The sequence below is a fragment of the Rubripirellula reticaptiva genome (genome assembly GCF_007860175.1).
Taxonomy (GTDB): domain Bacteria; phylum Planctomycetota; class Planctomycetia; order Pirellulales; family Pirellulaceae; genus Rubripirellula; species Rubripirellula reticaptiva.
The window spans coordinates 418,756-444,220 of sequence record NZ_SJPX01000002.1 but is presented as its reverse complement, the minus strand read 5'-3'; the positions used below and the strand labels follow the sequence as shown (position 1 = coordinate 444,220).

Sequence of the window (25,465 nt, the reverse complement as noted above, 5' to 3'; positions counted from 1 at the left end):
AACTACATTCCCTTTGCCAAACCTTGCGTCGTCGTTTTGATCGTGAACACGCTGTCTTGCGCCGTGATGAACAAGTGCTTGTTTTCGGGGCCGGCAAACGTCACGTTCGCAGTCCATCCTCGAGGCACGGGAATCGTTGCGACCTTTTCACCCGAAGGGGCATAAACGGTCACTCCATCCGATCCGGTCAGATAGATGCGGCGCTCGACGTCGATGGTCATACCGTCGCTGCCGGATTGGCAAAATAATTTTCGATTCGTCAAAGATCCGTCTTCGGCGATGTCGTATCGGTAAGTTTTTTTGTCGCCGATGTCCGCCACATAGAGCGTTCGGTTTTTCACGTCGCCAATGATGCCGTTGGGCTGAACCAAATCGTCGGCGATCCGCGTCAGTGTGCCGTCGGTTGATAAACGGTACACGCCGCGCGGGTTGTCATCGGGAATCGTGTGCGTCCAGTAAGGTCGCTTGTACAATGGGTCGGTGAAATAGATCGAGCCATCCGAATCGACCCAGCAATCGTTGGGACCACCAAAGCGTCGGCCATCGACTTGGTCAATTAAGACCTTGGGCTGTTTTGTGTTGACGTCAATCGTCCAAAGTTCGTTGTTGCCGTCGGCACAGGCGATCAACGTATGTGGAGCGACAAAGTACAGACCGTTGCTGCGGCCGGCCGGTTGCATCCAGGTCGATGTTTTCCCCGTCGCAAAGTCATAGAAGACAATCTGATCGTTCGGCTGGTCGGTGAAGTAGACGTTGCCATCGGCATCTGCGTTCGGCCCTTCGGTGAACGAGTATCCGTTACCCACCAATTCTACTTTTGCATCACTGGCAACAATATTGGCAACTTCTTGGGCATGAAGAAACACGCTAACAAGACTCAGTGCCGCAAGCAAAACGAAACGCATGAAATGACTCGGGGTACGCAGGGCAAAAGTAGGATTAGTCCGCCAACGGCGATTACTTTACCATGCCAAAGTCCGCAAGTTTTTGTCAGATGAGTGCGAACTGTTCTTTTTTACCGTGAACTGCTCAAGCCGTTTAACGGGCGTGACGCTGGATCATTTGCATTAGGTCTGCGGTTGGTTCTCGCAGGGTCATCACTTGGGATTTGGCGCCCGGATTGTTGCGGTCGCGAACGATGACGATGACTTCTTGGTCGCTGCTGATCGCCGATGCCTGCATGACTTGTCCAAAATCTTGCTGGACTCCGTTTGGCAGACTCGCGATTCGGTCGGCCGGCGGATTTTGTGGTGACTGGTTTTGTGTTTGGGGTGCTGACGCAACCGATGCGGCCGGGTTGGGCTGATACAGGTGCGATAGGTTCACGCGGTCGAGTTGCCACTGGACGGCACCCGATCCGGCATAGATTCCAACGTCATTCTTGTAATCTGCTGCGTTGCAGACGCCGACCAGTCGACCTTGTTCGTCGAATAGTCCGCCACCGCTGCGACCATCGATCGGTGCTCCGTCGATTTCGATATTCGAGGCACCGAGATGTTGATTGTATTTGTTGATGCCGGTGATTCTTGTATCACGCCGCGATGGGTCGTCGCCGCGATCGCAGCCAAAGCTGAACACGGTTTGGCCGTTGCGCGGCAATTCGTCCAGGCTTACCACACTGACCGGGTGAACTGGAAATCCAGGGCGAATCGCGACCAATGCGATGTCGCGAGTGTCGGCGTCAAAGTCGATGACCTCGCCCAAGACCGTTCGAACTTCGCCGCCGACAAAAATGTCGACTTCGATTTTTCCTTTGCCTTCGTTGTCGCGGAACAGGTGACCACAAGTCAGCACCAAGGCGTCTTCGCCATGAGTATCGATGATCGTGCCGGTGCCAGCGCCGTAGCCTTTGCCATCGTGGACTCGCAACCGGACCGTTGCCGCCTCGGCGCGTTGCACGGCGTCGGCCGCGGACATGTTCGGCATCGCTTCACTACGTATGTTGTTGCTTGGGGCGGCCGCGGCAACGAGCGTGTTGGGATTGCTAGGGGGGGTGGGTTGTCCAAATAGCGGATCGGTCGGTGCTGGTCGCGATTGGAAGGATCCAAGTTGGGATCCAACTGGAGCTAGCCGAGTCTGCGGTGCGGGGATGTCATCGAACGAACGTTTGACAGCGCCGGTGGCGAACAGTGGACCAGACGGATCGGTCGCGATCGCTCGTTGCAGTTGATCGAACGTTTGGATACCGACCAGCCGAGTGACTTCTTTGCCGCCTGACACGACGATGAAGGTCGGCGTTTTGCGGATGCCGTAACGCGATGCGACAGCGGGCTCGCTGGCCACATCGACGTGACGGATGGGGACTCCGCTTCGTTCAAGTTGGGCCAACACCGGCTTCATTGCTTGGCAAGGCACGCAATGCGACGATGAAAACTCAATCAAGATGGCGTCGGCGGCTGTGGCAACCGAACTCATCAGTGTGACGGCGAGCAACCCTACAGTTGCTGCCCATGCGAACATCAGCCTCGTCACGTGCGTCCCTCCGTGGACCAGTGTCGGAGATTTCGATTCAAACGTTTTGGGCGGCCTGCATCCTGCCGATCGCCCAATGCCGAAAAGTCACCCACCTTTTGCGGGTGCCGACGGCGATAGTGCCGCAAGCGGTACCCGCGCGGCAAGTGCAATGAGTCGCGAGGTCGGCGGAACTTTAGTTTTTTCGTGTTTCACGGACGTTTTTCGCAAGAAAAGCTGGCGTTATTCGCGAAAGAAACAGGTTTTGCCAAAAAACAACACACGTCGTCGAGTTTGGGCAAGACGACTACAATCCCGATCCCCCAATTCGTTCGGGGCTCATTCCGAAATTGACATGCGACTTCCATGACACGAAAAATTCTCGTCACCAGCGCTCTTCCCTACGCCAACGGTCCGATCCACATCGGTCACTTGGTCGAATACATCCAAACCGACATTTGGGTGCGATTTCAGAAACTGCGTGGGAACCGATGTCTGTACATTTGTGCCGATGATACGCACGGCACCGCGATCATGATCCGTGCTCGGAAAGAAGGCCGCAGCGAAGAAGAATTGATCGCCGCGATGAGCGAGTCGCACCAGCGTGACTTTGCCGGATTTGGCATCGAGTTCGATCACTACGGCAGCACCAACAGCGAAGCGAACCGCGATCTGTGTCACCAGATTTGGCAGTCACTGCGTGATGCGAATCTGATCGTCGAACGTACGATCGAGCAACTGTTCGACCCCGAAGCCGAAACGTTCCTGGCCGATCGTTTCGTCCGTGGTACCTGTCCTCAGTGTGGCCTGACCGACCAAGCGGGCGACAACTGCAACAACGGTCATACCTATGCACCGACGGATTTGATCGATCCCAAGAGTACGCTCAGTGGTGCGACGCCGGTGATGAAGGCGGCAAATCACCTGTTTGTCGAGCTTGAAAAGTTGCACGGTTTTTTGGCCGATTGGGTGGAATCCGGCGATGCACTGCAAAGTGAGATTGCCAACTATTTGAAAGGCCACTTTTTGGCCGACGCGCTTCGCGACTGGGACATCAGCCGTCCCGCACCGTATTTTGGTTTTGAAATCCCTGATGCTCCAGGTAACTTTTGGTACGTCTGGTTCGACGCACCGATCGGGTACATCGCCAGCACGGCGCAGTGGTGCGAAATCAACAACGAAAAACTTGACGATTGGTGGAAGAGCGACGATTGCGAAATCCACCACTTCATCGGCAAGGACATCACGTATTTTCACACTCTGTTTTGGCCAGGGATGTTGAAGACGGCCGGATTTAGTCTTCCAACGAAGGTGCACATCCACGGATTCTTGAATGTCGATGGCAAGAAAATGTCCAAGCGTGATGGCACGCTTGTGTCGGCGGAAAGCTATTTGAAGTACGCCCATCCGTCGTACCTGCGATACTTCTATGCAACCAAGCTTTCGACTCGCGTCGAAGATTTGGATTTGGGCATCGAAGAATTTGCTGACAAAGTGAACAGCGACTTGGTCGGCAAGGTGGTCAACTTGGCTAGCCGAGTGGGCAAGTTTGCAGGTCAAACGGGATTGGCCGCTACTTATCCTGACGATGGCGGGCTGTTCAAGAATGCCGCCGAAGCGGGCGATGAAATCGCGGCGGCTTACGAAGCCGGTGACTTCAGCCGGGCAACTCGAAAGATCATGGAACTGGCCGACGCCGCTAACCCGTTCGTTGAACACGCCAAGCCATGGGAAATGAAGAAAGACCCAGCTCGTGAAGGCGAACTTCGCGACGTCTGCACGATCGCGCTGAACTTGTTCCGGCAATTGGCGATTTACTTGGCGCCCGTGTTGCCTGAATTGGCCGGCCAGTGTGAACGCTTGCTGGGTGATTCGATCACGCACTGGGACCAAAGCAAGACGCCGCTGCTGGGAACACCCGTCGCCAAATTTGAACGCATGTTAGACCGACTCAACCCCGAGGAATTACAGAAGATGATTGACGAGAGTAAAGAAGTTGCGGATGCCGATGCCGCTGGTGACGCGATCGCTGATGCTGCAGCACAGTACAACGACAGCGATCAGCCGTTGAAGGACGAACCGCTTGCCGACGAAATCTCGATTGATGATTTCACGAAGGTCGATCTGCGAGTTGCGCGAGTGATTGCTGCCGAGCATGTGCCAGAAGCGAACAAATTGTTGAAGTTGACGCTAAGCCTTGGTGGCGACGAGCGTCGTCAGGTCTTCGCGGGAATCAAAGCAGCCTACGAGCCCGAAGCTCTGGTCGGCCGATTGGTCGTGATGGTCGCTAACTTGAAACCGCGTAAAATGCGTTTTGGACTAAGCGAGGGGATGGTCACGGCATCCGGCCCTGGCGGTGCCGAAGTTTACGTCTTGGGCATCGACGAGGGTGCCAAGCCCGGACAACGCGTTCACTAAGGCCGAAGGGTTCTACGGAGCCGACTATGGGCAAGCCGCTTCAATCGTTTCGTCGTTATCTGCTCGATCGGATGGTGCTGCGCCCTTCACGAGTGCATATCCCGCATGGCGTGCAGACTCGGGTGATGATGGATGTTTGCGGTCGATCGCTGGAATGTTTCGTGCAGCGAAATTTCGACGACGACGGTCCAGCCGATTTGTTGGTTTTGAAGTTTCCGGGCACGGCCGGTCGTGCTGAACGGTCGTCGATGACGCCGGTTTCAATGTTGGACGGTGTGCGCGGCGAGGTCTGGACATGGAATCCGCCGGGATACGGTCGCAGCGAAGGACGAGCCAGTTTGCAGTCGATCGCGATCGCGGCCCAGCATTTCTTTCGCAATGTTGTCCAAGCCGGTAGCGTCGTACCAGGTGTAATCTGGTTGTGTGGCAATTCGCTCGGGTGCAACGTTGCGCTACATGTCGCGGCGACGATGGATTGCGGCGATGCGTCAGCCGGTTTGGTGTTGCGGAACCCGCCACCGCTGATTCCTGTGGTGATGCGGATCGCTCGCCAATATCCGCTTGGACAAAGGGTGCGGTCGATTGCGGAAAGTCTTAGTGACGAGATGAATGCGATGAAAACCGCGCCGCAGGTGTCGTTGCCCGCCGTTTTCATGCAGTCCGAGAAAGATGAACTGGTTCCACCGTCAATTCAAGATGAGCTGATCGATTGCTATGCCGGTGACCGGCGAGTCGTCAAGCTTTCCGGTCTTAAACACGCGGGTATCGCGTCGCCGGAACAAGAGGCGTTGATTGAAAAAGAAATTCGATGGCTATGGAATCAAACGGGCAAGGAATCCCCAACGTGTGCGAATCAGTAAGCAATCACCAGTCAAGTGTCGGCCAGTCGGCTGGGCGGATCGTTCGGGCAGCGGTGCATACCGATGCGGGGGCGATCGCAGACATTTACAACCATCATGTGCTTGCCGGTGGTGCGACGTTCGACGTATTGCCTTGGACTGCAACCCAGGTCAGTGAATTACTGCTGATCAAATCGCCCGAGACCTGGGTGGTTTGTGTCGACGGTGAACAAATGCTCGGATGGGCATCTGCTCGCCAGTTCAGCATTCGCTACGGGTTTCGTATGAGCCTTGAATGGGCGATTTATCTATCGCCTGAAGCGATCGGAAAGGGTGTCGCCAATTCTTTGATCGTGGATGTCGAGCAGCGATGCCGTGACGGTCAGGTTCATCATTTGATGTCTCGTGTGATCGCGACGAACCAACGCAGCATGGCGTTCCATTACCGCCACGGTTATGAGTTGGTCGGCGTTCAAAAAGAGATCGGCAATCTGGACAATCAGTGGATCGACTTAGCGATCCTGCAAAAGATTCTTTGAGCGTCAGCGATGCCGCATAGGTGTTGGCAAATTACTCGGCACGCCGAGTTTCTTGCAGCATGCTGGCCAGTTCAGTCATGACGAGTGACGATGGCAGGGCGTAGCTGACAACGCGACCGGCGCGGGCGATGTTGATGCCGATCACTCGGCCCGACGTGTCCAAGATCGGACCGCCGCACTCATCGGGATCTAATACCGTATCGTGCTGGATGACGCGATCGAATCCACTGAGTCGGTCGTTTCGCGGACCGTTGACTCGCGAGTCGTTTTCGGATTCTCGCATCATGTTCAAATCACGAATCCGAGCATCCATTTCCATGGTCTCGAGTCCTTGGGTCTTGCCGGGACGCAAGATCGTCAGTCGCACGTCTTCACCCGGGAACATGCCGCGAAGCGTTTCCATCACACTGTTCTTGCTGACTTCGCGATGACCGTTGATTGCAACGATCAAGTCACCTCGTGCGACACCCGCTGAATCGGCACCGCTGTTCGGATGGACTTCGTCGACCAGCGCGCGGCCGTCCGCGTTGTCGACTAGCAACACGCCAAGCCGACCTTTGTGTTCGATCTTTCGTGGTTGGACGCCAAGCACGCCGATCCCCACGGGGCGCCCGGTTCGGCCGGGGCTGATCAGGAAGCTAGCCACCGGTGGCAAGTAGTCTTCCATCTCCAATGGCGTCAACTTGATTGGCGCGTCAATGCGAAGCAGGGCCAGATCGTTCCGGCGACGAACGGCGGCGACGCGGGCGGGATACAGACGGCCGTCATACAGCCGAATTCGGATCGGATCGCCGCTCAATTCGCTACGTTTGGTCAACAAATAGCCATCTGACGAAACGATCGTGGCCAGTGCCACTGGGCGTCCACCGCTAAGGACTTGGGCAACCGAGTACTGGACGGAATCCGAGATCGGCCGAATCAACCGAGTCATATCGGCGTTGTCGCGGCGTTCATCGGCGTTGGCTGGTGACGTCGACGTGGATGTTACCAATGTCGACGACGCCATGAACAGCAACGTCGACACCATCCAGCGAAGACTGCGTTTTGATACGAGATTCATGATTGCTGATGTTTTCATAGACAGAACGGTCCTCTGACTTGTGCGAAGTCCGATAGATTTAGTCGGCACGACCGACTTCCACACTCACTCGTATTCGATCGTTCGAACGATTCAACCAAACGGAGACTCGCTCTCCTGGCATTGTGTCAGCGACCGCTGATTTTAGCGAAGCAAAGTCGCTAATGACGACGTCGCCAAATTGCTCGATAATATCACCCACCTGCATGCCGGCTTCTTCGGCAGGCGATCCAGTGCGAACAATTTCGATAACTGCTCGCGTTAAACTCGGGCTGCCCGTGACACCCAAGACGGGACGGAACCCGGGCAAAAAACCCCAGGCATCGTTTTGCCGCATTCGATCCCACGATGTGCCATAGAAGTCGATTGGAACGTGAAGGTTTTCGGCGACATCGTTCCCGATTCGGCTGTGCACCGCAATCAATCGGCCGCTAAGGTCGAACAGTGGACCACCACTATCGCCGCCGATCAACGCGCAATCGGTTTCGATCGCGCCCTCGCGTACTCGCAAAATTCGGCCCACTCGGGTCACTGTGCTGCGTTCCGGGTCGTAGCCGCCAGGGTGTCCGGTCGCGATGCACCACATTCCCGCGACCAAGTCTTTGCTTGTTCCGAGCGAGGCATGCGGCCAAGGGCGGCCACCGTTCTGGTTGGGTTCGATCTTCATCAGTCCAGCATCGACGTTGCGGTTCATGCCAAGGGTGGTGGCACGGACGGTTCGTCCATCGGACATCGTCACCATCGCCAATTTGTTGGGACGCATCGCAACGTGAGCTGCGGTCAGGATGAAGCCACTTTCGGTGATGATGACACCGCATCCTTGTGCCGGTCCAATCTGGACGCTGACGGTGCAAGAGTCTGCAAGTTTTGAAACTTTGGTCTGCTGAGTTTCCATCAAACGCAACTGGGCGACGCTGGAGGGAACGCCGCCGGAGCTGAGCAGTGATTGCAGTTCGCCAGGAACGGAAACTAACGTGCCACCTGAGTTAAAGTTCGACGAAGAAATTCCTGGCGGCGAAACACTCGGCTGGCCAAACTCATTGTTGGGCGAAGGTAACGGTTGGTTTCCGTAGCCAGGCGGGTACGCGTCCGGGATTCCTATCGATGGTACGGGCGACGGCGGCGCGAGATTCGTCTGGGCGGCGGCGGGCGACAAGCCGGCGGTGCTGATCACAATCCCAACAATCCACAACCACGTCGCGGCGGTCCGCGCCGCTTTCGAGTAAGCCGCTTCGTGCTGGTGCAAGTCATCCTGGCCGCTCATCGAAGCGTCAAGTCGAATCGTCGATAGTGTTGGACTTAGTAAGCGCAAGAATGCTCTCGAAAAACTGAAGTGCCTAACGGGTTCGCCTCATTGTATCCTGATTGCAAATTGTACTCGGTCCCCGCCGCTTGGAAAAAAGGGTGCCTAGAATCATCTCACCTAATATTCTGCTCAATCCCCCGAACCGCCATGAAACCGAACCGCCATGAAACCGAACTCTACGAAACGGACTCTGATCGTCGGCCACGGATTTCTGGGCAAGAGGGTGGCTCAACTAGCGGTCCAGTCGGGCGACCAAGTTTGGGCGACGTCGCGAAAAAAGGAAAAAATCAATGAAATGAGCGGCACATCCGTCCATCCTGTGCGAATGGATTGGACCGATCGGCGGACATTGGTGGACCTGCCCCAGGTCGACCGAGTCTTGGTGGCGGTCAGCTACGACGCGTCGAGCGGCATGTCTCGGTTCGACTCACAGGTCGGTGGTTTTGCTAATTTATTGCGAGTTTTGCCGGCCGAGACGGACGTTTGCTACATCAGCACCACCGGGGTTTATCATCAAACCGATGGCCGTTGGGTCGACGAAACGTCACCGGCCTGGCCTAGTCGGGCGGGAGGGCGTGTTCATTTGCAGGCCGAGTCGCTTCTGCATCGCATGCGACCGGATTCGCCTTGGACGATTTTGCGGTTTTCGGGGATCTACGGCCCTGGCCGGGTGCCTCGGTCGGCCGACGTGATCGCTGAACGACCGATTCCGATGCCAGGCGATGGACACTTGAACTTGATTCACGTTCATGACGGAGCCGCGGCGGTGATGGCCAGTTGGCAGCCAAGAAGTCGGCGGATGTATCTGGTCAGCGACGACAAGCCGGTCAAGCGATCGGCTTTTTACCGGCAAATTGCGATCCAGGTCGGGGCCGCCCCGCCCACGTTCACCAGCCCGCCGGCCGACGCTTCGCCGCGGATGCGATCGGACAGCAACAAGCGGATCTGGAATCGGCGGATGAAGTCGGATTTGGTGCCAAGGTTGAAATTCCCGACCTACTGCGAGGGATTGGCGGATCTGCTGTGACCCATAACGACATTCCGGTGTTGGGTTCTCGCTTTAGCGGTCAACTTCCTACAATGCCCTACCATCGGTTGACCTTATCATCTCTTTTCATGTTTCGTGACGATCGCTCAATATGTTGAATCGCAAACCCCTTTTTCCTGGTGTCATTGAACTCAATTTCCAAGCCGGGGAAGTGCTGGGATGCAATGTCTACTTGGTTTACGACGCCGATGAATGGTTGTTGATCGATATCGGATACGAAGAAACCGTTGATAGTTTCGTAGAGATCATCCGCCAACTCGATTTCCCGCTGTCCCGCTGCAAGACGTTGGTGGCGACTCACGCCGACGTCGATCACATCCAAGGATTGGCAAAAGCAAAGGCAATCTTGAAGACAACCGTGACGGCGCACCCGAAAGCGGTCGAGCCACTGCGGACCGGCGACACGCTGATCACCTTGGCCGAGATCACGGCTCAAAATTTGAAACTGGAAATGCCGCCGGTCGATATCGAACACCAAGTCAACGACGGCGACATCATCAAGGTTGGATCGCTCGAGATCGAAGTTTGGCACACGCCGGGACACACCGACAGCCAGCTAGCGTTCCGCATGGGCGATGTGCTGTTGAGCGGTGACAACATTTATCGCGATGGTTGCATTGGAGCCATCGACGCGCACCACGGCAGCGACATCAAGGCGTTTGTCAAATCTCTCGAGCGAATTCGCGATAGCGGCGTTAAATGGTTGGCGCCGAGCCACGGTCCAATCTTTGCGAATGAGCCCGAATTCATGAATCGCACGATCGACCGTGTAAAGGGCTATCTGAAAATGGCTGACTTTGGCACGCTTGCCGAGGGCTGGCCGTTGATGGACGAGTGGGAAGACGAAGTCGCCGATGGCATTCTGCCAGAAGGTCTCGGCCCCGTTAGCAGCTAGTAATTCCGGCAAGTGTGCGGTGCGTCATTGTTTGCTATCGTTTCAATCGAGTCGCATTGACGCAAACCCACCAATGTTGGTACTTCCGCCATTACTATGGCGAAATCAAGTATCCAAAAAGCGGCGTTGATTGCGATCGTGCTCGGACCGAGTGCGACGGTCTTGGCGCAATCTCCGTTGATCCAGCCCGAATTTCAGTCCGCCGCTGCAGTTCCGTTAGAAACTGCGTCTGGCGTTGATCGCGCATGTGTTCTGCTTCGCAACGACAACGTATTGTTTGGCCAGGCTCACCAGGTCGGCCAATTTGTGGTCGTTCGTGGCGGCCAGAATGCTGAACTTCAATTGCCTCGACAGCAAGTTGCTTGTTGGGCACCGTCGCTGCGCGATCTGTATCGGTACCGCGTGGACCATCGACACCGATCCGACTTGTCGACGCACCTGCAAGACGCACGATGGTGTGTCCGGTACGACTTGTTTGCCGAAGCGGCGATCGAGCTCGATGCCGCTCGAGCGATCGACCCCACCAATCTGCAAGTCGCCTCGATTCAGGCACATATCGACCGAGCCCACTCGCCCAATCCACGTTCAGCACCAGTGATTCAGTACGACACTCAGTCCAGCGAACAAGTCGAACAGGTCGATCATCAAGCCGTCGCCGCCGCTATGAGCGGCGTTGATTTGGCGATGTTGCAATTTTTCGCCGCCAATGTTCAGCCAACTCTGATGAATCGATGCGGATCATGTCACGATCACACATCGGGTCGACCTTGGTCGATGATGGTCCCCGGTTTGGGAGCTCGTGCATCGGCCCGAATGACGCGAGAAAACTTGGCTGCTTCGCTTGCGTTTATCGACAATCAGACGCCGGCCAACAGCGTGCTTTTGCAGAAAGCTGTCTCGCCTCACGGTGGCTCTGACGCACCGCTCGATCTGCGACATGCCAAGTCGATCGAGGCACTGACACTTTGGCTGACCGTGGTCGGGAAGAGCCAGAACGAATCAGTTGAAATCAAGGCTGCGTTCGAAGTCGCCGATGCCGGTTCTGGTCCAGATCTAGGGCCGCTGCTTACCCCAGCGGCACAGTCGAGCGGGGCACAATCGAATCCAGCCGCTTACGTTGCCGAACGCCCGATCCAGACTGCTGCTGAAATCGCTCGACCCGAACTCAGCCCGTCTGCTGAATCGGTTGAGCATCCGACCGCGCCCAGCCGAATGCCAGTGGTTAGCGATCCGTTCAGTCCGGATTTGTTCAACCGCCGACACCACGGCCAATAACTGCCTAGCTGTCACAGAGTTTTGGCAGCACTGCGTTTTTCTATAGCAACGCGATTCGAGTTGCCGATGCTTGGCCTTGCGGTGTCACGTTGACGTTGATGAAACTAGTTCCTGCCGGCGTTGTCGTGTCGACACACGCGTTGATTGGGCAGGCCGCATCCAGGTTGGTCAGATTTCGGATTGGAAACAGGTTGCCGCCGAGCGCCTTCAAGCTGGCGATGACTTCGACCATTCCGCCACCAGCGCCCAGATTGCCCATGTGTCCCTTAGCCGTTGTGATCGGCGGTTGCTCGCTGGGGTTACCGAAGACTTCGGCGATTGCTTCGGCTTCTTGCCGATCGCACTCGATCGTACCCAGTCCGTGAGCGTGGATGTGTCCAATCGATTTTGGATCGGCGTCCCCCAACGCGCCTCGCAACACGTTGACGATAGCTTGCTTCAAAAATGAGTCCTCGAAACCTTTCGACGGCCCGACCGCGCTGCTGGCATAACCGACCACTTCGCCAAGGATCGTCGCGCCGCGTTCTTCAGCGTGCTCCATCGATTCACAAACCAGCGCCCCCGCACCCTCACCCACAACGCTGCCGTCGCGAGACTGATCGAATGGACGAGACATCGTCGTTGGGTCGGATTGGTCGGCGGCGAGTTTTTCTTGCAGTGATGCGTGCAGCGTTCGCAGCGGGTGGATTCGTGAACCCGTCGAACCGACCACCAACACGTCGGCGTGACCACGCTGGATTGTCGAATAGGCTTCGGCGATCGCCGCACCGGCCGAGGCTTCCCGTACGGTGATCGAATTATTGGGGCCACGCAGATCGTTGTAGATCGCGATGTGGCTGGCCGGCATGTTGGGCAGATACTTCAGCAACCACAGCGGGCTGACTTCGGGTTTGCCGATTTGCCCCCATTTTTCAAATTGGAAATTCCCGTTCTCGTCCAAGCACTTTTTGATGCCAGCAGCGAACTCTTCGGGCAGCGACATGATGTAGTCGCATCCATACAGAACACCGGTTCGGTCGCGGTCACGGTTTTCTGCGGTGATGCCAGCGTCGCCAATCGCAAGTTGGGCCACCGCGACACCCATCTCGATCTCGCGGCACATCACTTTGCTGCCCTTCTTGATCGTGCGGGCAAGTGCTTTTTCCATCGGGCCGTAGTCCGAAATGTCACCGGTGAACCCGACGGCTTCGGCGCCATGGTCGATGCACAAAACGCCTTGCGGGACCTGGGTCAACGGACGGATTCCGCTGGTGCCATCTCGCAGCGCAGCGATGACGGTGTCTGGGTCGTTGCCCAGCGGGCTGACAACACCAAGACCAGTGATGACGACGCGGCGAGACGAAGAGTTTGCCATGGACGATTGCGACGTGAAAGCGAGACGGACGGACCAGTGTGGCTCGGCATTCTAAACGGCAAACCGCCGATCGACCATGCGGAGCTAGTCCAGGGCTGGGACAGGCAGAAATCCCTCGCCGGAACACTGTCCACACCGGCTGGAAAGACCAACGGTAGGGGAAATTGTGGGAGTTTATAACTCAACCTCAATACACAGCGACATCCACGGCGTGGTCAGGTAGCTCCTAATATCGACCTCGGTTTGCTCCGCCCGGTTGAGTTGCGACCTGAGGCACGGTGGTCGACGGGGCCAGAGTCGACGATAAGTTTTCGGACGCGTCGCCGCTGAATTGAATGAACATCAACGCATCGGCTCGGCCGGCGGTGGAGCCCGTAAACGCACTCATGTTCAGCATCGGAACCGCCGATTGGGCCCGTTCAGGGCTGGCGATGACGCCGCATGACAACAGCAGCACCATGTCCGATGGCCAACGAAATCGTTCGTGCAGACGCCAACTGACAACTTGTGGCACATCGATGCGGGCGCGGTGGACTTGGTTGTTAGGAAGTGGTAGTTCCAAATCGACGGGATTCAGTTTGTCGACCTGATCGATTTCAGCTTTGATCATGCAATCGATCGCGCGGCCGTCAGTGCTCAGCAGCGGGCTGAGCGACAATCGGTAGCCTTCCTGGACTTCGCCGGTTTCCGGTTCGTATGGCGGCCATGCCTGCGGGGCTGGCCGAATATTGCGGACATAGTTTCGGCCGCGTGTGCTGGCCAGTGTTTCAGTTTGGCCGTTGTACGTGACAATGTTCAGGTCGTGAACTTGGCGAGTATCGGTGCGTTGGCGAAGCATGTTCAGCACCAGTGCGGCGTTCTCTTTGCTCAGCAACCATGCTTGCACGCCCGGTGAGTCGACACTGACGTGCTGCATCAATGTATGAGCCCGGCTACGCCAGTTCGCATTGCCAACCGTCAGGACGCGAAGGTGCATCACCTGAGGTTCTTTTTCGCCGGCGACGAATCGATCGACGACGCCTGCGATGACTTCATGCATCTCGCGAGTGTGGTAGACCGACAGCGATTCGCGATCGGCGCTCATGAATCCAAACGGTGCGGTGAACCAAACGTCTGTACCGGTCTCGCGAAGCACCCAATCGATGATCGCCTGTTCGGGGTGGTCGTGTTTGGTCAGGTAACCACAGTATGGACGTAAGTCGTAGACGCGGTGTTCTTGGCCGGCCGTGCGAGGCAGTTTACCGCCGTTTGAGACGACGCCAAATGAGTTGGTTGCGGCAGCATTGGAATCGCCAAAGGCATTGCCCGGCAGCCGTTTCGCGGCGGGGTTCTGCATGCTCGGCGGTGTGTCACTGATCCGTGGAACCGCAGCGCTGGTGCCACCGGGCAAGCCCAATCCGCCCTGGGCAAAACCAAGGCTAGAGATCGTGCTTAGAATTAGGAAAATGGCTAGGCGGCGCATCGTTTTGGTTCCCGTCGGATCGGCTCCACAGATAAGTCTCACTGTGGCTATACCGGCAATGGGAAACTCGAGGCAAGATCAGATCGATTCAACTCTCCGCGGTTTTAACTGCATGGTTTGCCTGGCCAGCTAGAACCGCAGCTGAGCGTTCATCTCGTCGGTCGCCGCCGAAACCGCATCAAGCCACTTAACGTCGCCGAATTTGTCTTTGTATTCCGGTCGCGAGTGGGCAAAAATGATGTGCCGCGAACTGTTCACCACCGCGCCCAATCCCGAACCGTCAAAGCCGGCCTTCACGTCGTCGGCCGAGCCTCCCTGGGCTCCAAATCCAGGAATCAGAATCCATGCGCCCGGCATCGCTGATCGCAGCTCGGCTAGCTGTTCGGGGTACGTCGCACCGACCACCGCGCCGACTGGCCCGTAACCGGACTTGCCGATCCGAGTCGAATTCAGCTCGCTGACCAGCTCGGCAACCGACGCGTAAATGGTTTTGCCGTCACAGACTCGGTCCTGCAGCAAACCGCCGCCGGGATTGGATGTTTTCACCAGCACGAAAATGCCAGCATCGCGAGCGTCACAGACCTCGACAAACGGTTCCAACGAATCGCGGCCCAAGTAGGGACTGACAGTCAACGAGTCGCTTCCCCAAGGGCTATCGGTGCCAAGGTAAGCGTCCGCGTAAGCGGTCGCGGTGCTGCCAATGTCGTTGCGTTTTCCGTCCGTGATTACCAACAGCCCGACTTTGCGAGCGTACGAGATCACCTGTCCAAGCGACACCATTCCGGCCGGCCCAAGCTGTTCAAAAAATGCCGCCTGAGGCTTCACGCAGGCGACGCGGCCGGCGACGACGTCAATGATCTCAGTACAAAACTGGGTATAGGCCGCAGCCCAGGCGTCGGGCGAGTCGGTCGAGACACTATCGCGAAGCGTCGCCGGCAATTGCGATTTCCGCGGATCCAGGCCGACGCAGGTGACCGATCCCGATGTTTGAACTGCCTCAGCCAATCGATCTGCAAAACTCATCAAATTTCCAATCCAAGATACGGCGACCGTAAAACGGCCAAAGTAAAACCCGGCCACGCTTCCCGTAAGGTCACCTAGCGAGCTCGCCGATCGTTCATTAGAATAACCTCACCAAATTTCGGGCCGTAGCGCAGTTGGTAGCGCGCTTGACTGGGGGTCAAGAGGTCGCAGGTTCAACTCCTGTCGGCCCGATTCTTTCGACACACATTCTTCTTATAGCCGAAACCTCTTTTTTGGTTACCGCGGCTAAGTGCTACACGACTCGCGGGTAATCAGCAGTCCTGGCGGGCCCAGCTACGAAGCTTCCCGAGACATCAGGCGGACATCGCCACACCAGCACTCCCCTGATTCGCGTTAATTCGCTTCATTAGCGGGCAATCTGTCACTGAGTATCTCGCCCGCGAAATACACCAATCTGCGCGAATACGATGACCCGATCGCGTTATTCCTCGTCAGCCGACTTTGCAAGTCGCATTTTCCGTAGCTGGGCCCGCCAGGGTTCAGTCATGCTCGATTCGCCGCAAACTGAACCCTGGCGGGCCCAGTTACGGAAAAATTTAATTGTCCGCCGGCTGACTCGCTTTCGAAAACGCGACGTCGAAAACTATTTAATGCACCGGAGTTTGGGTGGTCGAGTTTTCATCAGCCGTTGGCCAGTTGAATGTTTCTTGCGATATTGGTTTTCCCAAGCGACTGTGATTCGAGGCTAACCGATTCGGGACAAGCGTCATGTACTATTTGATCTTCGCACTGATTGTCGCAGCTGCCGTCGCAGTGGTGTGCTGCGTCAAAGTTCGTTTTCCATCCAGTGACCTCTGGCCGCCTATATCCGAAGATGAATTCATTCGGCGGTGTTCACCGGGTGTCGACCGCGGACGCGCGCTGAAGGTTCGGCGGATCATTTCCGAGCAACTTGGGGTGGACTACGATCGGGTTTATCCAGGACAGCGATTTGTCGAGGATCTTGGTTGTGATTGACTTGCCGCACAGCACACGCGGCTTGAATGTTTTCACGATTCCATATTTCGCTCTTTCGATTCCCTGAACCCGGGCATGGTCCCGTCGAAGCATGCTCTGGCCGATCATACTGCCACTAAAAATCACGCTCTGGGTTCTTGCCGGATTCATTGTCACGGCGGTCGTGGTTGCACCGTTGTTCAAGTGGAGACGCGGCAAGGTCGCTTTCGTTTCGCTGCTGGTCGCCTTGCTTGCGTTCATCCCCGTCTGTGCCGGGATTGGCTCGGTTCTTGATTCAAATCGATTCGGTGTTTTTGATTACGAGACTTACGCCGAAGTTCAAGACTTCAGGATCGAACGCTATCTGCCACCTGAAGCTCGTGACATTACGATCGATAAATATGCGATGGGGTATCGCGCGAGGTACACGATCAAGCTTGACGAATTGGCGGCGTACCTTGATGAATCGTGGGCCGAAGCGGATGGCCGTTCCGCCGTTCCTCGTGACCAACTTGGTGATGGCGACTCCGTTGCGAGCGAGCGTTTTGGTTACTCGTTTGACGGGCTCGATTGGGGTGTGCCTGCGGATGCGTTACACTTTCACAGCCCGGTTCAATCCGATGGCGGCGGCGCCGACTATTACTTTGACCCCCAGACCAACATTGTTTTGCAACACGCCGGATACTGGTAGAAATCGCGGTGACTCTTTGCAACCGCAAGGCTGTCGCTTTTGCTTTTGGCAGCAGCAAATTCGCTAACTCGTTTTAACTCTTACTGCCGGTGGGGCATCACGCTGCGCTCGGTCAAAATATCTCATGCTTTACCCGATCCTTGCTATCGTTCCTGCATCCGTCGACGCCGCAGCGATCCCCAACGCGACCGGCTTTGAATGGTTCATGCTCGCTTTCTACTTGTCGCTTGCGGTGGGCGTGTCGTTTCTTTGTTCGCTGTTGGAGGCCGGCATCCTCTCGCTGCCCGCTTCGCAAATTGAAGTGCTGGCACAGTCTGGCAAGAAGTCTGGGCTGAAGCTACGGGCGATGAAGAACAACATCGACCGGCCGCTGTCGGCCATTCTGACGCTCAACACCATTGCTCATACCATCGGCGCGGCGGGCACCGGGGCTCAGATTCTGAAGATCGGTGGCAGCGAATGGGTCGCTTTGGGCAGCGTCATCATCACGGTGCTGATCCTTGTCCTTAGCGAGATCATTCCGAAGAGCTTAGGGGCTGCTTACGCAAAGAGGCTTGCACCGTTCACTGCGTGGGCCATCCAGGTGATGATCTGGATCACGTTGCCTGTCATCATCCCGCTGCAGTGGATTAGCCGGGCGCTGGGCGGCGGTCACGGCGCCGTGATGACCCGGGCCGAGTTTGCGGTGACCGCCGAACTTGGCGGAACGGCTGGAGTTTTAAATCCGGCCGAGAATCTTGTGATCCGTAATCTACTGACTCTTGGGCAAGTCACCGTTCACGACGTGATGACTCCGCGGCCGGTGATGTTCACTTTGTCTCGCGAGCTGACGGTGAACCAGGCTTTGGCACAGTATCCGGAAATTCGTTTTAGTCGGATCCCGCTGCATCAAGGCAACTCGGACCATTTGGTCGGCCACGTGACTCGGCATGCCATCTTAAAGGCATCGCATCACGAACAAGGTGAAAGAACGCTGGGGGATTTGATGAAACCGCTCGGCGAAGTGCAAGAAAACGAAAGCGTCGCCGCAATCCTCGAACGCATGACCGCGCAGCGGGAGCACATCGTTGCAGTGAAAGATGAATTCGGCGGTACTTCGGGACTGGTCACACTCGAGGACTGCATCGAGACGCTGTTGGGAGTCGAGATTGTCGACGAGACCGATAGCGTTGAAGACATGCGTGAAGCCGCTAGGGCGCTAATGGCGCGGCGACGTGATAACGCCGATGATTAGAGTGCCGACGAATCGCGTGCGGCATGATCCGCCGCTTCGTGTTTAGTCACCAAAATGTTGGCATCTTCGAAAGCTGCTAGACAAACGATCGTTCCGTTTTGCCACCGCCAGAGGATTTGGAATTGAACCCGAATCAAGACGCCGAGCAGCTTAGCCTACTCTCGATTTTTCATTACATCGTCAGCGCTCTGGTTGGTATGTTCTCGCTTTTTCCGTTGATTCACCTTGCGGTTGGAATCGCGATTTTGGCCGGTGCTTTTGATGGGGGCGATCAGGGGCCGCCGCCCGCGTTCATGGGGTGGATGTTCGTTTTGTTGCCGCTTCTCTTCATTGTCATGGGCCTTGCTTTGGCGACGTTTATTGCGATTGCGGGCCGGAATCTCAGTCGTCGAACTGGGCATACTTATTGTCTGGTGATTGCGGGACTTGAGTGCTTCTTCATGCCGTTTGGCACCGTTCTGGGCGTGCTGACGATCTTGGTACTGATACGCCCATCGGTAAAGTTGCTGTTTGGTGTTCCCGTGGAATCAATCAATGCGAACAACGGACCACTCTGCTAGCAGGTTAGCCGGTGATCAGCTTGAAGAGGTCGCCGATGCTGCGGTGGGCTTCGATGGGATGCCGTAGGCGTTGCTCGGTGAGCACGTGGTAATGGTTCTTGCGACCAACCTTTTCTCGTCGGATAAAACCGCCCTCTTCAAGGTCCAGCACGATTCGCTGAACCCCTCGCTCGGTGATGCCGACTTGCAACGCTACTTCTCGCAGCACCATGTCTGGGTTTCCATGCAGTAGGATCAAGACGTGCGCGTGATTGGTCAGGAATGTCCAGCGATTGGTCGGCTCTGCTGTGCCCGCTGTGCCTGCCTTGCTCGCTGGTTGAGCTTGAGAAGTTACTTTCGACATCGTTTGTACCCGCCTTTAGGGTTGTTCTCGCAGTGCTGGCTGTCGGGTCGAAATTCCGAGATGCAACCCGCCAATCTACCAATAAGCTTATCGCCCAATTCACGAAAGTAAATTCACGAAACAATTTTCAGGTCCAAGCTGCCGCGTTTTACAGCGGTTTTTGCGATTTTAGGCCATTGAACCTCAAGAGATTCGAAGAAAACTGACGAAGTCCTATTTGCGACATATGTTTCGTGTATTAAGATTCGCGAAACTGAATCCGTTAACTGGAGTTCGTGCAATGAGCGATGCGTTTCCGATCTTTTTGTGCCTTCCCGCCGCGATCCTAGTCGCGCTTGTCAGCCTGCCCAACAATTGGGTCAATTCACGTGTCAGAGGGTTTCGGCGAATTGTAACGCTGATCACAGGACTTCAGTTCGCTATCGCGGGCGGGTTTGCGATTGCCCATGTGGCTGGATGGGTGCCGGTCATTCATTCGGTGTTGGTGAGTGTTTCCGGCGAGCCACCGATCGCGGCTTCAGTTCATTACGACGGTGTCGCAAGCTTAATGCTGGCTCTGGTCAGCTTTGTGGGCTGGGTGATCTGTCAGTATTCGATCCGGTATCTCGATGGCGAACCGACACAGGGCCGTTACTTTCGATGGACCGCGTTCACGATCGGCTCGGTTTCGTTGATGGTGATCTCGGGCAACCTGTTGATGTTTGTTGTGGCTTGGGTCATGACGAGTCTTGGATTGCATCAGTTGCTGATGCACTATGGGCACCGACCTGCCGCGAAACGCGCCGCGTGGACAAAGTTCACAATCAGTCGTTTTGGCGATGCGGCCCTGATTGGTGCGATCGCGATCATCTATCACGAATTCAAGACGCTTGATTTTGCTGAGCTGTTCGCCGCCGCAGGCTCGCTGGCCACGGTCACGCCAGCGATGCAGGTAGCTAGCTTTTTGCTGGTGGCTGGTGCAGTGACGAAGTCGGCTCAGTTTCCGTTTCACACTTGGCTGCCGCAAACGATGGAAACGCCGACGCCAGTGTCGGCACTGATGCACGCCGGGATCGTTAATGCGGGCGGATACTTGATGATCCGTACCAGCCCGCTGGTGTCGCTAACACCTTGGGCGCTGACGACGTTGGCGATCATCGGAGGATTCACAGCGTGTTTTGCGGCCGTGGTGATGTTGACTCAGACCAGTGTCAAGAAAACGCTTGCTTACTCAACGATTGCTCAAATGGGGTTCATGATGTTGCAATGTGGATTGGGCGCGTTTTCTGCAGCAATGCTTCACATTCTCGCCCACTCGCTTTACAAGGCTCATGCGTTTCTAAGCAGCGGCAGTGTGATTGCCGAACGTGGATCGACTGTTGGGGCGCCAGCGGTAAGGCACTCGGTGTCCGGGATCAAGCTCGCTATCGCTGGCATCGTGATTGTCACGCTGCTTGGTTTGTCATTCACTTTGTTTGGTATCGATCCACTGACAAAACCGGGCGGTCTGTTGTTGGGCGGCGTGTTGTGTTTAGCGCTGACGCATTGGGTTGGGCAAGTGATGCGAAGCGGTGATCACCGGTTGTTGATCCGTGCGGTGACAATTGCCGGCGTTCTATGTGCGATCTACTCAGCCAGTTTCCTTGCGGTGGACAAGGTCGTTGCAACGAGTCTGCCGGTATCCAGTGCCCCGGAACTTGTATGGCTCGTTGCGGCGGTCGTCATGGCTGGATTCGTTGGCATGTTCGGTCTTCACGCCGCGTTGACGACCGGTCGCGGGCTGGCTGGTTTAGGCAAATGGCACGTCCATGCCTCTAACGGGTTTTACATCGAATCCACTTTGCGCCGAGTTTTCGGACCGCTTTTAAACACGTAATGCAGGCACTCAGCCTGCGACTCTTTTGAATCAACCGGCTCGCTGCCTGAACCACAAACTAAATACTTAGGGAATCAAAATATCATGTCAACCGCTCAAGCCACCGCCCACGAAACGTTTGTACCGCCTGCCTACGACTCACCGCACGTCGCCCGTCAAATCAGTGATTTGATTGCTGAAGTGTCGGAAGTGATCGCGCCGGTTTGGCCGCTGAAGGATTACGTTGCGGTGAACCCCTATGCGGGAATCTCGCACCGATCGTTCATGGATGCCCGCGCCTTTTTAAAGGTGTTTTCTGACTGCGAAACGCTCATGCCGCTCGAGCACTACGCCGCTGAGTTTCATCAAGGCAATTTCACGATTGCCGACATCGAATCCGCGATTACCGAATTGTCGACCTCGGGAGTTTCGCAACCGCTAACGGCCGTTCAGGTTGTTGAAAACCTACGGGCGATCGGGTGGGTCGGGGTGATTGCTACGACGCAGGATCAACCCGCAGTTAAGCCGAACCATGATCGCCCAATTCGCACGATTGCCGAGTACGCGAGCAACGCACTGGACGTGGATTGGACCGAAGCGATTGTCGAAGAGGTCTCCAAGTACTGTTCGACGCACTATGACCAAAGCCAAGCAACGTGGTCGAGTCCCAACAAGCATCTGCCGCTCTATCAAGCGTGGCGAACGGCGGCAGAGCACGATCGAAATATCGAAATTCTGGGTTTGAGCGGATTTCGCAAGTATGTCGCCTCAATGCCGCACACGCCCGAAGCCGCCATCGTGTTTTCATTGAACCAATTGGGTGTTCCGCAACCGCTTTGGTCAACGTTTCTGTTGTGCCAAGCGTTTTCGATTCCGGGCTGGAGTGCTTGGGCAAAGTACCAATCAAGCTGGCAAGACGCCGAGTGCGTCGAGAACAACGACTTGTCCGGATTGCTGGCGATTCGATTGGCTTATGACGCGGCACTTTCGAAAGCAAAATCATTGAGTCTGAATTGGACGTCACTTGTGGATAATGGCTCGGCGTCATTCAAGTCGGAATGGACTTCGCCGGGTGATGATTCGATGTTGCGCTACACGTTGCTGAGAGCCGGCGAGATTGCTTATCGCGACGGTTTGCTTGATTCGCTAGCGATTTCGAATTCGCAGACTGCGGAAACGAACGATTGTAAACTGGCGCAAATGGTGTTTTGCATCGACGTGCGATCCGAACGAATTCGTCGCCAGCTTGAAACGCAGTCAAGCGATGTCGAGACATTCGGTTTTGCAGGTTTCTTTGGAATGGGATTCGATTTCGCGAAGTTGGGCCAAAGCTGTGGCAATTCGCACTTGCCGGTCCTCCTAAAACCGCAATTCAAGGTGCATGAAGGGATCAAAGACTCTGGCACGGCAAACGAAGCGCAGGCGATCGCGGATCGATCGCAAACTCGATCGTGGCGAAAGCTTTGGAAGAATTTCCAGACGTCGGCCGTCGGCTGTTTTTCGTTCGTCGAGACAACCGGTTTGCTTTACGGATTCAAGCTGCTTGGGCGATCGATCGGTTACACGCCCTGGTCAGTGAATGCGTCGGTAGATGGGGTAGCAATTCAGGATCGAAAAAAGGTCGGCCCTACATTGCGCGGTTTGCACGAACAGGGCATCACCCCATCACTTCTAGCCGACATGGCCGAAGGGATGTTGCGAAACCTCGGCCTAACTAAGGACTTCGCGAAACTGGTTGTGTTTTGTGGACATGCCTGTCAAACGGAAAATAATCCGCTTGCCGCTGGACTGGACTGTGGGGCTTGCGGCGGTCATTCGGGCGAACCCAATGCACGCTTTGCAGCGTTGCTGTTGAACCAACCTGATATTCGCGAAGCTTTAGCAGAACGAGGGATCGCAATTCCCAAGGGCACGTATTTCCTTGGGGCGTTGCATAACACAACGACGGATTCGATTGAGTTCTTCGATGTTGATGAAGTGCCCGGAACGCTGCAGTCCGACGTGCAGGAGCTGACCAATAGCTGTGTCGCGGCAACGAAGCAAACTCAGGCCGAGCGATTGCCGCATCTTGCGAGTAGCTCGTTGGCCGATCTGATCGGGCGAGCGAGCGATTGGTCCGAAGTACGCCCAGAATGGGGGTTGGCGGGCAATGCCGCCTTCATCGTCGCTCCACGCTGGGTCACCAAAAACTCGAATCTCGACGCGCGTGCTTTTTTGCACAGTTACGATCATACGCAAGACGAAGGCGGCAAGGTCTTGGAAACGATCATGACTGCGCCGATGATCGTTGCTAACTGGATCAACATGCAGTACTACGGTTCGACCGTCGACAATCATCACTTTGGCAGCGGGAACAAAACCATTCACAACGTTGTCGGAGGCTTCGGCATCCTGTCGGGCAACGGCGGCGATCTGATGACTGGCTTGCCATGGCAGTCTTTGCATACCGGCGACCGATACCAACACCTTCCGATGCGATTACAAGTTGTGATTGCAGCGCCGCTCGACATGATCGAGCGAGTCATTGCGAAGCACGAAATGGTTTCGAATCTGCTCGATGGTGGGTGGCTGCAGTTGGTTGCCATCACAGACGGTCGAACCTATCGCTACTGCAAAGGTGCCAACTGGCAGCAGCTTGACGAAGCAAACGCAGCCAGTCTTCCGGCTAAATGATCCCTCTCTGGCCCTCACCGTGTCCAACTCTCCCGAAGGGAGAGTGATGTACCGAATGATCTACAGACGCAGTGAACCCAAGAACGCGGAAGCGTCCTCACGGGAATCGACCGGCGGCTTACGGTAGCTCTGCGACCACGGTGGCTACGTCGGCTCGGTCACCGTGCGAGACAACCGTCTTGCCGAAGAGGATTTTTTGATCTTCGTTTACGACAAACGTCGACGGATAGGCGGTTTCGTAGGGAGCGTCCCAGCGAAGTCCCCAGTCGTTTGTGAACTTGTAATCGGGATCGAGGACGAAGTGGTAGTTTGCTGGAAACGTCTGGCTACCCTGAAATTCTTTCGCATGTTCTGTCAACAGCTCAGCAGGCCCAGGGTAGATCATGACCACTTGCACTTCATCAAACTCTGACTGCTTGCTGACGAATTCGCCGACTTGCCGACTGCATAATGGGCATTGCTTGCCCGGCCAACCTCGCAAGACGAGCATCACGACCGGAGTTTTTTTCGTCAGTTCTTTTAGCGATATCATCTTTCCTTCGGTATTGAGCAACTCGAAATCCGGTGCTTCTTGACCAACCTTCGGTGGATGAGGCGGCTCTTTACCGGGTGCCGCAGGCCGGCGTCCTTGAGCGTTGGTTTCGGCGGTGAAGGCTGCAAGCGTTAGCAACAGAAATAAGCCAACTGCGCGTCGATTCTGCATCTGGGTTTCTCGAGTTTTTGGGATTGAGGGTACAGGCGCACAATGTTCGTACGCGGTGTCCTTCCGCCAGCATTTGCAAAGATGGTCGGTGCCGAAGCGAAAGCGGAGCTTCGAGGTAATGAAATTGGTCGCCCGAATTTGCGATTACGGCGTATTCGGTCCCTCGCTCAGCACCACCGCGTGAGCGATGAACGAAATGCCTTGTTGGCCGTTTGTGTCAATCATGACAGTTTCCACGAGAGGCTGATTGACTTCGGTGCCCGCCTGCCACTCAACGATAAAACTCGCGCCGCTGCCACCGACTTTGTCTTCTCGTTCGATCACAAATTCCGTTGCTGCCAGCGGGCCAATTCGAAGCGGTTTTTTCAGCATCGAACGCACCTCTTTGCCCCCGGTGTCAAAATATCGAACCGACGAGACGACGATCTCATTTTCGACGTCGGTGTTGCGGATGTTTAGTGTCACCGTTAGGAAGTACGGATCGCCTTTCTGGTGATAAACATGCGAATAGGCCGGTACATAAAGTCGCTGTCCTTCGACGGGATGCCATGGCATGACGTCGATGTCCATCCGAGCTTCGTCGCGAAGGCTCGGTGCTTGGTAGGGAATGTTTTGTTCGATCGATCGAAAGCGAAACTCCATGAAGACGGCGAGCAAGACGATGGGCAGGATCACGAACAAAAACACCACCAGTTTCACCTGCCGTGAAAACTTGTCTGCTTGTTCATCACTGATTCGGTTCGACATTTGATTGTGGGTTGCTGTTAGTGTGAACGGAACGA

General features: G+C 55.8%; 22 protein-coding genes and 1 tRNA gene. 13 read left to right on the top strand and 10 right to left on the bottom strand.

Annotated features, from left to right (window positions below; all coding sequences use genetic code 11):
- Nucleotides 1–2 precede the first annotated feature (2 nt).
- Both Poly59_RS07915 and Poly59_RS07910 read right to left on the bottom strand, forming a co-directional pair.
- Nucleotides 3–905: an SMP-30/gluconolactonase/LRE family protein gene (locus Poly59_RS07915; protein WP_146533558.1), complete on the bottom strand. Its 903-nt coding sequence runs from the start codon at nucleotides 903–905 to the stop codon at nucleotides 3–5.
- Nucleotides 906–1,038: 133 nt separating this feature from the next.
- Complete coding sequence (locus tag Poly59_RS07910) at nucleotides 1,039–2,472, bottom strand: trypsin-like peptidase domain-containing protein (RefSeq protein ID WP_246151481.1); 1,434 nt, start codon at nucleotides 2,470–2,472, stop codon at nucleotides 1,039–1,041.
- Between the two features lie 345 nt (nucleotides 2,473–2,817).
- Between Poly59_RS07910 and metG the strand changes: the two genes are divergently transcribed.
- From metG to Poly59_RS07895, 3 genes are read left to right on the top strand one after another with little or no spacing between them, the layout of a single operon-like run.
- Nucleotides 2,818–4,869, top strand: a complete 2,052-nt coding sequence (metG, locus tag Poly59_RS07905; RefSeq protein WP_146533557.1) for a methionine--tRNA ligase — start codon at nucleotides 2,818–2,820, stop codon at nucleotides 4,867–4,869.
- A 26-nt stretch (nucleotides 4,870–4,895) separates the two neighbouring features.
- A complete protein-coding gene (locus tag Poly59_RS07900) occupies nucleotides 4,896–5,729 on the top strand; it encodes an alpha/beta hydrolase (RefSeq protein ID WP_146533556.1) in 834 nt (277 codons plus the stop codon).
- Nucleotides 5,714–6,247 (top strand): GNAT family N-acetyltransferase, encoded by a 534-nt coding sequence (locus Poly59_RS07895; protein ID WP_186776088.1) that lies wholly within the window; start codon nucleotides 5,714–5,716, stop codon nucleotides 6,245–6,247. The genes Poly59_RS07900 and Poly59_RS07895 overlap by 16 nt, the downstream gene beginning before the upstream one ends.
- A 31-nt stretch (nucleotides 6,248–6,278) precedes the next feature.
- On the opposite strand, the gene Poly59_RS07890 is transcribed toward Poly59_RS07895, so the two are convergent.
- Together Poly59_RS07890 and Poly59_RS07885 are read right to left on the bottom strand one after the other, a co-directional pair.
- Entirely contained in the window at nucleotides 6,279–7,325 is a 1,047-nt protein-coding gene (locus Poly59_RS07890) for a S1C family serine protease (RefSeq protein ID WP_146533554.1), read from the bottom strand.
- Between the two features lie 40 nt (nucleotides 7,326–7,365).
- On the bottom strand, nucleotides 7,366–8,637 hold the full coding sequence (locus tag Poly59_RS07885; RefSeq protein ID WP_246151480.1) for a S1C family serine protease: 1,272 nt from the start codon (nucleotides 8,635–8,637) through the stop codon (nucleotides 7,366–7,368).
- A gap of 157 nt (nucleotides 8,638–8,794) precedes the next feature.
- Here Poly59_RS07885 and Poly59_RS07880 point away from each other — a divergent pair, with 157 nt between their 5' ends.
- The 3 genes from Poly59_RS07880 to Poly59_RS07870 all read left to right on the top strand — a co-directional run bounded on the left by Poly59_RS07880 (nucleotide 8,795) and on the right by Poly59_RS07870 (nucleotide 11,849).
- On the top strand, nucleotides 8,795–9,658 hold the full coding sequence (locus Poly59_RS07880; RefSeq protein ID WP_146533553.1) for an SDR family oxidoreductase: 864 nt from the start codon (nucleotides 8,795–8,797) through the stop codon (nucleotides 9,656–9,658).
- A 112-nt stretch (nucleotides 9,659–9,770) separates the two neighbouring features.
- Nucleotides 9,771–10,574: an MBL fold metallo-hydrolase gene (locus Poly59_RS07875; protein WP_146533552.1), complete on the top strand. Its 804-nt coding sequence runs from the start codon at nucleotides 9,771–9,773 to the stop codon at nucleotides 10,572–10,574.
- A gap of 96 nt (nucleotides 10,575–10,670) precedes the next feature.
- Nucleotides 10,671–11,849: a hypothetical protein gene (locus tag Poly59_RS07870; RefSeq protein ID WP_146533551.1), complete on the top strand. Its 1,179-nt coding sequence runs from the start codon at nucleotides 10,671–10,673 to the stop codon at nucleotides 11,847–11,849.
- 40 nt (nucleotides 11,850–11,889) lie between these two features.
- Here Poly59_RS07870 and Poly59_RS07865 read toward each other — a convergent pair whose 3' ends face one another.
- The 3 genes from Poly59_RS07865 to pyrF form a co-directional block, all read right to left on the bottom strand.
- A complete protein-coding gene (locus Poly59_RS07865) occupies nucleotides 11,890–13,203 on the bottom strand; it encodes a beta-ketoacyl-[acyl-carrier-protein] synthase family protein (protein WP_146533550.1) in 1,314 nt (437 codons plus the stop codon).
- Between the two features lie 226 nt (nucleotides 13,204–13,429).
- Nucleotides 13,430–14,707: a hypothetical protein gene (locus Poly59_RS07860; RefSeq protein ID WP_246151479.1), complete on the bottom strand. Its 1,278-nt coding sequence runs from the start codon at nucleotides 14,705–14,707 to the stop codon at nucleotides 13,430–13,432.
- An 87-nt stretch (nucleotides 14,708–14,794) separates the two neighbouring features.
- The gene (pyrF, locus tag Poly59_RS07855; protein WP_146533549.1) at nucleotides 14,795–15,688 is read right to left on the bottom strand and encodes an orotidine-5'-phosphate decarboxylase; all 894 of its coding nucleotides are present in this window, start codon (nucleotides 15,686–15,688) and stop codon (nucleotides 14,795–14,797) included.
- A 119-nt stretch (nucleotides 15,689–15,807) separates the two neighbouring features.
- Here pyrF and Poly59_RS07850 point away from each other — a divergent pair.
- The 5 genes from Poly59_RS07850 to Poly59_RS07835 all read left to right on the top strand — a co-directional run bounded on the left by Poly59_RS07850 (nucleotide 15,808) and on the right by Poly59_RS07835 (nucleotide 19,130).
- Nucleotides 15,808–15,880 (top strand) — tRNA-Pro (locus tag Poly59_RS07850).
- A 537-nt stretch (nucleotides 15,881–16,417) separates the two neighbouring features.
- The gene (locus Poly59_RS29295) at nucleotides 16,418–16,666 is read left to right on the top strand and encodes an acyl carrier protein (protein WP_186776087.1); all 249 of its coding nucleotides are present in this window, start codon (nucleotides 16,418–16,420) and stop codon (nucleotides 16,664–16,666) included.
- 91 nt (nucleotides 16,667–16,757) lie between these two features.
- Nucleotides 16,758–17,336, top strand: coding sequence for a hypothetical protein (locus tag Poly59_RS07845; RefSeq protein WP_146533548.1), 579 nt, complete (start codon nucleotides 16,758–16,760; stop codon nucleotides 17,334–17,336).
- Nucleotides 17,337–17,460: 124 nt separating this feature from the next.
- A complete protein-coding gene (locus tag Poly59_RS07840) occupies nucleotides 17,461–18,570 on the top strand; it encodes a CNNM domain-containing protein (RefSeq protein ID WP_146533547.1) in 1,110 nt (369 codons plus the stop codon).
- A 122-nt stretch (nucleotides 18,571–18,692) separates the two neighbouring features.
- The gene (locus Poly59_RS07835) at nucleotides 18,693–19,130 is read left to right on the top strand and encodes a hypothetical protein (RefSeq protein ID WP_246151478.1); all 438 of its coding nucleotides are present in this window, start codon (nucleotides 18,693–18,695) and stop codon (nucleotides 19,128–19,130) included.
- A gap of 4 nt (nucleotides 19,131–19,134) precedes the next feature.
- Here the strand turns inward: Poly59_RS07835 and Poly59_RS07830 are convergent, their stop codons facing one another.
- Nucleotides 19,135–19,473 (bottom strand): helix-turn-helix transcriptional regulator, encoded by a 339-nt coding sequence (locus tag Poly59_RS07830; protein WP_146533546.1) that lies wholly within the window; start codon nucleotides 19,471–19,473, stop codon nucleotides 19,135–19,137.
- Nucleotides 19,474–19,753: 280 nt separating this feature from the next.
- On the opposite strand from Poly59_RS07830, the gene Poly59_RS07825 reads away from it, so the two are divergent.
- Both Poly59_RS07825 and Poly59_RS07820 read left to right on the top strand, forming a co-directional pair.
- Nucleotides 19,754–21,328, top strand: a complete 1,575-nt coding sequence (locus Poly59_RS07825) for a proton-conducting transporter transmembrane domain-containing protein (RefSeq protein WP_186776086.1) — start codon at nucleotides 19,754–19,756, stop codon at nucleotides 21,326–21,328.
- An 84-nt stretch (nucleotides 21,329–21,412) separates the two neighbouring features.
- The gene (locus Poly59_RS07820; RefSeq protein ID WP_146533544.1) at nucleotides 21,413–23,980 is read left to right on the top strand and encodes a DUF2309 domain-containing protein; all 2,568 of its coding nucleotides are present in this window, start codon (nucleotides 21,413–21,415) and stop codon (nucleotides 23,978–23,980) included.
- A 118-nt stretch (nucleotides 23,981–24,098) separates the two neighbouring features.
- Here Poly59_RS07820 and Poly59_RS07815 read toward each other — a convergent pair whose 3' ends face one another.
- Together Poly59_RS07815 and Poly59_RS07810 are read right to left on the bottom strand one after the other, a co-directional pair.
- On the bottom strand, nucleotides 24,099–24,683 hold the full coding sequence (locus Poly59_RS07815; RefSeq protein ID WP_146533543.1) for a redoxin family protein: 585 nt from the start codon (nucleotides 24,681–24,683) through the stop codon (nucleotides 24,099–24,101).
- Between the two features lie 144 nt (nucleotides 24,684–24,827).
- A complete protein-coding gene (locus Poly59_RS07810) occupies nucleotides 24,828–25,430 on the bottom strand; it encodes a DUF3124 domain-containing protein (RefSeq protein ID WP_146533542.1) in 603 nt (200 codons plus the stop codon).
- Between the last annotated feature and the right edge of the window lie 35 nt (nucleotides 25,431–25,465).

Coding starts and splice junctions, on each gene's coding strand:
- Poly59_RS07915 (WP_146533558.1), bottom strand. CDS start 905: ATGCGTTTCGTTTTGCTTGCGGCACTGAGTCTTGTTAGCGTGTTTCTT.
- metG (WP_146533557.1), top strand. CDS start 2,818: ATGACACGAAAAATTCTCGTCACCAGCGCTCTTCCCTACGCCAACGGT.
- Poly59_RS07900 (WP_146533556.1), top strand. CDS start 4,896: ATGGGCAAGCCGCTTCAATCGTTTCGTCGTTATCTGCTCGATCGGATG.
- Poly59_RS07890 (WP_146533554.1), bottom strand. CDS start 7,325: ATGAAAACATCAGCAATCATGAATCTCGTATCAAAACGCAGTCTTCGC.
- Poly59_RS07880 (WP_146533553.1), top strand. CDS start 8,795: ATGAAACCGAACTCTACGAAACGGACTCTGATCGTCGGCCACGGATTT.
- Poly59_RS07875 (WP_146533552.1), top strand. CDS start 9,771: ATGTTGAATCGCAAACCCCTTTTTCCTGGTGTCATTGAACTCAATTTC.
- Poly59_RS07870 (WP_146533551.1), top strand. CDS start 10,671: ATGGCGAAATCAAGTATCCAAAAAGCGGCGTTGATTGCGATCGTGCTC.
- Poly59_RS07865 (WP_146533550.1), bottom strand. CDS start 13,203: ATGGCAAACTCTTCGTCTCGCCGCGTCGTCATCACTGGTCTTGGTGTT.
- pyrF (WP_146533549.1), bottom strand. CDS start 15,688: ATGAGTTTTGCAGATCGATTGGCTGAGGCAGTTCAAACATCGGGATCG.
- Poly59_RS29295 (WP_186776087.1), top strand. CDS start 16,418: ATGTACTATTTGATCTTCGCACTGATTGTCGCAGCTGCCGTCGCAGTG.
- Poly59_RS07845 (WP_146533548.1), top strand. CDS start 16,758: ATGCTCTGGCCGATCATACTGCCACTAAAAATCACGCTCTGGGTTCTT.
- Poly59_RS07840 (WP_146533547.1), top strand. CDS start 17,461: ATGCTTTACCCGATCCTTGCTATCGTTCCTGCATCCGTCGACGCCGCA.
- Poly59_RS07830 (WP_146533546.1), bottom strand. CDS start 19,473: ATGTCGAAAGTAACTTCTCAAGCTCAACCAGCGAGCAAGGCAGGCACA.
- Poly59_RS07825 (WP_186776086.1), top strand. CDS start 19,754: ATGAGCGATGCGTTTCCGATCTTTTTGTGCCTTCCCGCCGCGATCCTA.
- Poly59_RS07820 (WP_146533544.1), top strand. CDS start 21,413: ATGTCAACCGCTCAAGCCACCGCCCACGAAACGTTTGTACCGCCTGCC.
- Poly59_RS07815 (WP_146533543.1), bottom strand. CDS start 24,683: ATGCAGAATCGACGCGCAGTTGGCTTATTTCTGTTGCTAACGCTTGCA.
- Poly59_RS07810 (WP_146533542.1), bottom strand. CDS start 25,430: ATGTCGAACCGAATCAGTGATGAACAAGCAGACAAGTTTTCACGGCAG.